Origin of the sequence: uncultured Microbulbifer sp., from assembly GCF_947489355.1 — a bacterium.
Lineage (GTDB): Bacteria > Pseudomonadota > Gammaproteobacteria > Pseudomonadales > Cellvibrionaceae > Microbulbifer.
In genome coordinates this window covers 1-6,584 of sequence record NZ_CANLDD010000096.1, presented here as the reverse complement: position 1 = coordinate 6,584, position 6,584 = coordinate 1, and the positions used below count along the sequence as shown (strand labels likewise).

Sequence of the window (6,584 nt, the reverse complement as noted above, 5' to 3'; positions counted from 1 at the left end):
CACCAGAAGATTTAATGGATAATTACTTGGCGGCACAAGCCGCATAAATGGTATGCGCTTCAAGGTTGAATCCGCGGTATAAAATAAAAGGGAAAGGGGCCGCAAATTTTTCTATTCGTTATAGTTTTAGGTATTTCGGCGGTACCAAATTTCTGGTGGATATGTAATGGAAGTAACAATCAGAGCAGCTAAGATCAAGGATCATGAAAGAATATCGGAAATATTTGATCACCCATATGTGGTAGCACAAAGCTCCCAGCACCCCTATCTTGGTGCTGATAGAGTCAGCACGCTGTTTCAAGACCGCAACGAAAATGCAGTTGTGCTGGTTGCTGAAGTCGAGGGCAGGGTGCAAGGTTATATTGGAATAGACCTGAATACCAAGCCCAGATCCAAGCATGTTGCCAGCTTCGGTATGGCTGTACATCCAGAAATACATGGAAAAGGGGTGGGTAGTCGTCTTTTAAAGGAAGCCATTGACTTGGTCGATAATTGGTTGAATATTGTTCGCCTTGAGCTGACTGTTTACACAGATAATACCCATGGAATATCTCTGTACAAAAAGTTTGGGTTCAAAATTGAAGGTGAATCCAAATTCGCGGCCTTTAAAGCGGGTGATTATATTGGCCTGTACAGGATGGCCAGGATTCATCCTGAATTTAATCAAAAAAAGAGCGGCTTATAATTTTTAATTTATCCAAAAAAGCCTAACTTGAAAAATAGCGGTCTACAGTGTCTTTCTCTGGCTGCTGCTCAATTCTAATATTTACAGTAAAGAGATAAAGATGGAGTTGTTATTTTCTTATGGTACCTTACAACAAAAATATGTACAGGTAGCTAATTTCGGGAGAGGGTTAAGCGGATTTAAAGATTTTCTGTCAAAGTACGTAATTGAAGAAATAAAAATTATTGATGAACTGGTCATCAAAAAAAGTGGAAAGAATAGGCACCCAATATTGCGCTATACCGGCAATATGAAAGACCAGGTTATTGGTACTGTTTTCAAGATTAGCAGAAAAGAGTTGTCCCAGGCAGATAACTACGAGACTGACCAGTATCAAAGAATTTCTGCAGAGTTAAAGTCAGGGCGTGCCTGTTGGATATATGTAGCTACAAATGAAAGCAAATAATTAGGCAAAGAAGTGTATTTAACCAGCATAATGGCACTGGAAAATCATCACAAATTACGACAATATTGAATCAATCATAGGATTGTGGGGGTCATAAATAAGTCGTGATCAGATGGAGTAAAGTTGTATTAAGTTAGAGAAAGGCTCTTTATGGGTCTCGGGGGATTAACCCGGCAATAGATCAAGTAACCTGTAAATAGTTTTAATTAGTATGTGCTCGCGCTAATCTGAAAATTAGATTATATGAAATATTTCGGTATATGTAGCTGTGAAGCCATAAGGGTACAGCTTTCTCTCCCAAGAAAATTGGAAGAATATGCGCCAAGATCCTGTGATTGTGAATTTTGTTCCATAAGGCATCTTAATTATATTTCAGATCCTCAAGGCCGGATTGTAATCCACGTGAACGGTAATTTAGAACAAATCAAACAAGGTGCAGAGCTGGCATCATTCTGGCAGTGCTCCTCATGCTACCAATTTATTTGCGTAACGTATGATTTTAAAATAGAAATAAAAGGTGCAGTGAGTGGGGCACTGTTTGAGTGTTTTAGGCAGCCGGTTTCAGTTTCTCCGAAGACTTTGTCTCCTGAAGAAAAACTTGAACGATGGGGCCGTGTTTGGCTAACAGTTAAGTTTATCAAGGGCAAAGTGTGTAATTGGTAAAGGAAGACTTCTAACGCAGCTTTACTCAGGCAGCAGTAATCAAAATAATAGTGGGCATGGTGGCTGCTACGGAAGAATTTAATTGAGCGGTGAGTGGGAGGTGAAAAATTGAAGTGGTAAGATGTATTAGTTCAGACCAAATCTGACACATCTCCTTGAAAAGAGGGGTTTACTGGTTTTGATGAAGGTGACGAAACCTGAAACCTGAAACCTGAAACCTGAAACCTGAAACCTGAAACCAAAACCAAGGATAAACCCCATGATTCATACTAACGATCGCATCATTAAACACAAGACCGGTCTGCTCAATCTGGCGGAAGAACTCGGCAATATCTCCAAAGCCTGCAAGATGCTCGGCGTATCGCGAGACACCTTCTATCGTTACAAAGAAGCCGTATCCAGCGGCGGCGTGAACGCCCTGCTGGAGAAGAACCGACGGGTGCCAAATCATAAGAATCGCGTTGACTCAGCTATCGAAGAAGCAGTGCTGGCTTATGCCCTTGAAGAGCCTGCTCATGGGCAGGTACGGGTGCCGGGTAGGGCTATACTTGCTATTGAACTGGAAACCAGTACGACTATAAAAGGGTAGAGTTGTACCGGTTTAGCGGTTATTTTTTGAAGTATACTAACTGGGTTATTTTTCCTCGAATAAGTATTAATCCGCTGTTGCTTTCCCTCTGCAAGTTAGATCAGCCTTTAAGCGGCTTAGTAGCTTTATGGCCCGACCATTGAAGCAAAGCTGAATTACTCAGTAGAGATTGGATATCCGCCGGCCATCTTCATACTCGCGGTAACCACAAGCCCATGGTGGCCGCGAAGATACCAATGCCCATAAACACGGTCAGCGGCAACAGTGTGCTTACAAAAGCAATCTGGATACCCTGTCCGGCTTTGCGCTTTTGACAATAAAAATACCATTCCAGCATGGCCAGCGGCAGCAGGTAATTACCAAAACCCAGAGCATACAGAAATGGCCCGGTAAAGGATTCCCAGTGGATCCCCCACCCGTCGGTTATCATCGCCCAACCCATCAGGGCCACACGAAAGAACCATACCGCGCTGGCGACCATAAAGAGACGCAAGGCCCAGCGCCGGTGCTCGGTAATACGCTTAGCCATTGCATTGCGCACCGCCAGAAATGCAAACGCCAGAATCAGTATGCCGTCGACAGTGATACCGATCTGGGTTACCAGGTTGCCAACGGTGTGCCGTGTCCAGGTCATATACAGCCCACCAACACTGCTGACCACGGCCGCCAGAAGATAGCTACGCCCCAACCAGCGGTGGAAGGCAGGTGCATGCCGGCGTACTGCGGAAACCAGTTGCAAGGGGCCTCCGCCGATCACAATCACAGCCAACAGAACGTGACTCACCGATGCTAGATTACCCAGTGTGTCGCCCTCGCGGAAGCCTGTCGGCAGGTGCAGGCCCTGTAGTCCATGCAGCCCGGACTGCGCAATGGGCGGGTAAAATACAGCCAGAATATAGGCAAGGAAGATGGCATGCCCGATTGCCGCAACGTAAAACCAGGTTTTTACCGTCAGGTTAACCGCTCGCAGGGTATCGAATGGTCGCGGCAGTGTTTGATTGAGTACAGCATCGTTCATGGTGCTCCTCCAGGCGGTTATGTAGCGGGGCCGACTCTGTTTGGTCTCGGTAGTGGCTCATCTAGGGCGTCGTCCTCGCGGGCTTGGGCTGAATGTGCCTGCCGAACATGGTCGGCTTTTGTGGGGCTCCGCACATCCGCCACAGGCAGGAATCTGGTCTCCCCCAAAAGGTGGAGGCGATCCTGTTCTCGCCTCCGTCGGAAGTCCCATGACAGCTGGCCGAGCCTGGTTTAGCATGCGGGAATGAAATCGTCGTCCCCCAAAACAGCTGCGTCGAATCCGCTCAACGCTGGCTCGGCATTACCCAGACTTCCGGTGTGGCAACCATTCCGCGGGCCCTTCCAGCGCTGGCCGCACCTGACCGACCTGCTCATCGCCCTGCTTATGTTTTTCCTGACGCTACTGATGTGGTCGGACGACGACGCGCATGAGGTGCTGGCCCTGCAGAGCTTCTGGGATGTCGTTGCTTTCCAGTGTGCGTTCGTCGGCTGCTTCGCCCTATTGTGGCGCCGCACGCATCCCTGGCAGGTACAGGCCGTTATTCTTGGCGCCACAATATTACTGGAACTGGGTTTGCCGGCAGGTGGTATCGTCGCTATGGCGGTTTCGCTGTACAGCCTTGGCCGCTACGAGACCAATACCCGAGCCAGTTTTATCGCGGTCGTCGCAACGCTGATTTTTGTGGCGCTTGATCAGAGCGTTCTGGTTCAGCTCACAGCCGCTGGCACAGTGACGGTCATGCTGGTATGGGCGCTGTGGTACATCGGCCGCCGGCTACGCTTTCGCGGCGAGTATCTGCGCTTGTTGGAGGAGAGAGCGAAATATTTGGAACGCGAGCGCAATGCCGAATCCGAGCGGGCTGTGGTGGCGGAGCGCACTCGAATCGCGCGCGAGATGCATGATGTGGTGGCGCACCAGGTCAGTTTGATGACGGTTCAGGCAGGTGCCGCCAGAGCCATCAGCCGCAATAACTCGGAGGCAGCCAGTAAGGCCATGGCTTCAGTGGAAGCAGCTGGTCGTCAGGCCATGACAGAGATGCGGCATTTGCTCGGTGTGCTGCGCCCTGTCAGTGACGAGAGTACACTCACTCCGCAGCCGGGTCTCAAAAACCTGCCTGCCCTGATCAAACAAGTCCGACAGGTAATAGCCAGGGTCGACTATGAACCTCACGGCGCACTGGAGCATGCGCCGACCAGAGTCGTCCTCACCACTTATCGCATCGTTCAAGAATCATTAACCAACGTCATCAAGCACGTCGGCGCTTCAGCCGAGGTGTGCGTGAGTGTGCGCGCAGAGGTCGGCCATATTGCGATTCGTGTTCGCGATGAAGGACACGCTGCGGCTGAGCAGCCCATGGTTGTGCAACCAATTGATGGAAAATCCAACGGGGGGCACGGCATCGCGGGTATGCGCGAGCGCGCGGAACTGCTCGGTGGCTTTTTGCGTGCCGGCGTGGTCGATGGCGGTGGTTTTGAGGTGTATGCACAACTACCCACAGGAATGGGGAGGGGATAATGTTGCGAGTGATGGTGGTGGATGATCAGGCCCTGGTGCGGCGCGGTTTTGCCCTTGTGCTGGACAACGAGCCAGACATCGAGGTGGTGGCAGAGGCTGGCACCGGCATTGAGGCGATTGAGGCCGCGCGGCAACGGCAGCCGGACATCATCCTGATGGATATCCGCATGCCGGAGATGGACGGGCTGGAAGCCACAGCGCGCATATTGGAAGCGGGCGACGCTACTTGCCGGGTCATTATCCTGACCACCTTCGATCCCGATGAATACGTGTTTCGCGCGCTGCGAGCGGGCGCCAGTGGTTTTGTGCTGAAGGACATTCCGCCCGAGGCGCTGGTAGAGGCGGTGCGGACCGTAGCGGATGGTGGTGCCATGCTCGCGCCAGCCATCACCAAGCGCCTGATCAGTCAATTCGTGCAAAAGTTGGGAACAGGACGTAACCTGGCGGAACGCTTGGAGCGTTTGACTACCCGGGAGCGCGAAGTGCTGGCGGTGATCTCCGATGGCAAGAGCAACGCTGAGATCGCGGAGGCCCTGTTTATTGGCTCTGCCACCGTCAAAACCCACGTATCCAGTTTGCTGTCCAAGTTGGGACTGCGCGATCGCGCCCAGGCCGTAGTATTTGCCTACGAATGTGGTCTGGCCACTGCGGGGGAGCGAGATATTGGCCTTTAGTGCAAAAAATGTGTCGCAACGCAATGCGCTATACCGCCTTGCCGCCGGAAGCGCGGTACTGCTGGGACTATTTCTCATCCTGGGGGCCCATGGCCATGTTGTCGCTATTTGGCCGATGGTAATCGACGAAAGCACTGTCATACCACGTCGCTTGCTGCTGATGCTGCCCGGGGTGATGCTCATCGGCACCGCCGTGTTGAACATCCTGCTCTGCAAACCACTCTGGCAAGAACGAGGTCACGCTCTCAACGTTATGCTTGCTGGCAATCTGTTTGCAATGAGCTACTTGGTCTACCTGATGATACGAGATGTGCCAAACCACCCCGTTGGCGCTTTCCTCACGCTGGAGATGTCGTATGTCATCTTACTGGTGGGTATTCGGGTGGATCTGGTATGGCCAGCGACGGCGAAAACGCCGGGTGAGACAGGTACACAGTAAAGCGCTTCGTAGCGACTTACTGTATTTGGGCAATCAAACTCGACAATAGGATAAAAGGAAGAAGCGCATTGATGCCGCCCTTTAAAGGAATGTGCCGCCAGTGAACAGGAAGCCAAAAAAGCAGCGCAGGCTGAGTGGCAATGCATCCTGGCCACCATGAGCTATCAGCTGGCCCTGGGCCGCACCGACATTTACCCCGAGCAGCCGTTACGGCTCGAAGGATTCAAAGCGGAAATTGACGGAACCGACTGGCTGATCGTTAACTGCCGCCACACTGTCTGCGGGCAGGGTTTTGCCACTACTATTAAGTTGGAAACTCACAAGTAGATCGGATCTACCGGTTGACGGTAACAGTCCAACTATTCGAGTTTTAGTTCTACCCCTTCGATAGATGCCGCATTACTTGCCTCGGAGGAAATGTCTTGGTATGAAAACACCGAATTAAGTATTTCTTGACATCGATTCACCTGTTGCACTAGCAGGCTGTTGAAATAGACTCATGTATTTACTGGCTTTGGTACAATGCTCGGGTCGATACCCCACAATGAGTTAATGT

Annotated in this window: 8 protein-coding genes and 1 pseudogene; 8 read left to right on the top strand and 1 reads right to left on the bottom strand. The window is 50.9% G+C overall.

Annotation, left to right across the window (positions count from 1 at the left end):
- Window positions 1-166: 166 nt before the first annotated feature.
- From Q1A48_RS20275 to Q1A48_RS20260, 4 genes and pseudogenes are all read left to right on the top strand, one after another.
- On the top strand, window positions 167-685 hold the full coding sequence (locus Q1A48_RS20275; RefSeq protein ID WP_299948538.1) for a GNAT family N-acetyltransferase: 519 nt from the start codon (window positions 167-169) through the stop codon (window positions 683-685).
- 100 nt (window positions 686-785) lie between these two features.
- Window positions 786-1,130: a gamma-glutamylcyclotransferase family protein gene (locus Q1A48_RS20270; protein ID WP_299948536.1), complete on the top strand. Its 345-nt coding sequence runs from the start codon at window positions 786-788 to the stop codon at window positions 1,128-1,130.
- A gap of 402 nt (window positions 1,131-1,532) precedes the next feature.
- Entirely contained in the window at window positions 1,533-1,793 is a 261-nt protein-coding gene (locus tag Q1A48_RS20265) for a hypothetical protein (protein ID WP_299948534.1), read from the top strand.
- Between the two features lie 259 nt (window positions 1,794-2,052).
- A pseudogene (locus Q1A48_RS20260) lies at window positions 2,053-2,322 on the top strand (helix-turn-helix domain-containing protein); the annotation flags it as partial.
- 250 nt (window positions 2,323-2,572) lie between these two features.
- On the opposite strand, the gene Q1A48_RS20255 reads toward Q1A48_RS20260, so the two are convergent.
- The gene (locus Q1A48_RS20255; RefSeq protein ID WP_299948532.1) at window positions 2,573-3,400 is read right to left on the bottom strand and encodes a DUF2306 domain-containing protein; all 828 of its coding nucleotides are present in this window, start codon (window positions 3,398-3,400) and stop codon (window positions 2,573-2,575) included.
- Window positions 3,401-3,643: 243 nt separating this feature from the next.
- Here Q1A48_RS20255 and Q1A48_RS20250 point away from each other — a divergent pair, with 243 nt between their 5' ends.
- The 4 genes from Q1A48_RS20250 (at window position 3,644) to Q1A48_RS20235 (ending at window position 6,355) form a co-directional block, all read left to right on the top strand.
- On the top strand, window positions 3,644-4,915 hold the full coding sequence (locus Q1A48_RS20250) for a sensor histidine kinase (RefSeq protein WP_299948530.1): 1,272 nt from the start codon (window positions 3,644-3,646) through the stop codon (window positions 4,913-4,915).
- A complete protein-coding gene (locus Q1A48_RS20245; RefSeq protein WP_299948528.1) occupies window positions 4,915-5,589 on the top strand; it encodes a response regulator transcription factor in 675 nt (224 codons plus the stop codon). The genes Q1A48_RS20250 and Q1A48_RS20245 overlap by 1 nt, the downstream gene beginning before the upstream one ends.
- Window positions 5,579-6,028: a hypothetical protein gene (locus tag Q1A48_RS20240; protein WP_299948526.1), complete on the top strand. Its 450-nt coding sequence runs from the start codon at window positions 5,579-5,581 to the stop codon at window positions 6,026-6,028. The genes Q1A48_RS20245 and Q1A48_RS20240 overlap by 11 nt, the downstream gene beginning before the upstream one ends.
- Before the next feature lie 156 nt (window positions 6,029-6,184).
- Window positions 6,185-6,355 carry a hypothetical protein gene (locus Q1A48_RS20235; protein ID WP_299948524.1) on the top strand — a complete coding sequence of 57 codons (171 nt, stop codon included), beginning with the start codon at window positions 6,185-6,187 and terminating at the stop codon, window positions 6,353-6,355.
- Window positions 6,356-6,584 lie beyond the last annotated feature (229 nt).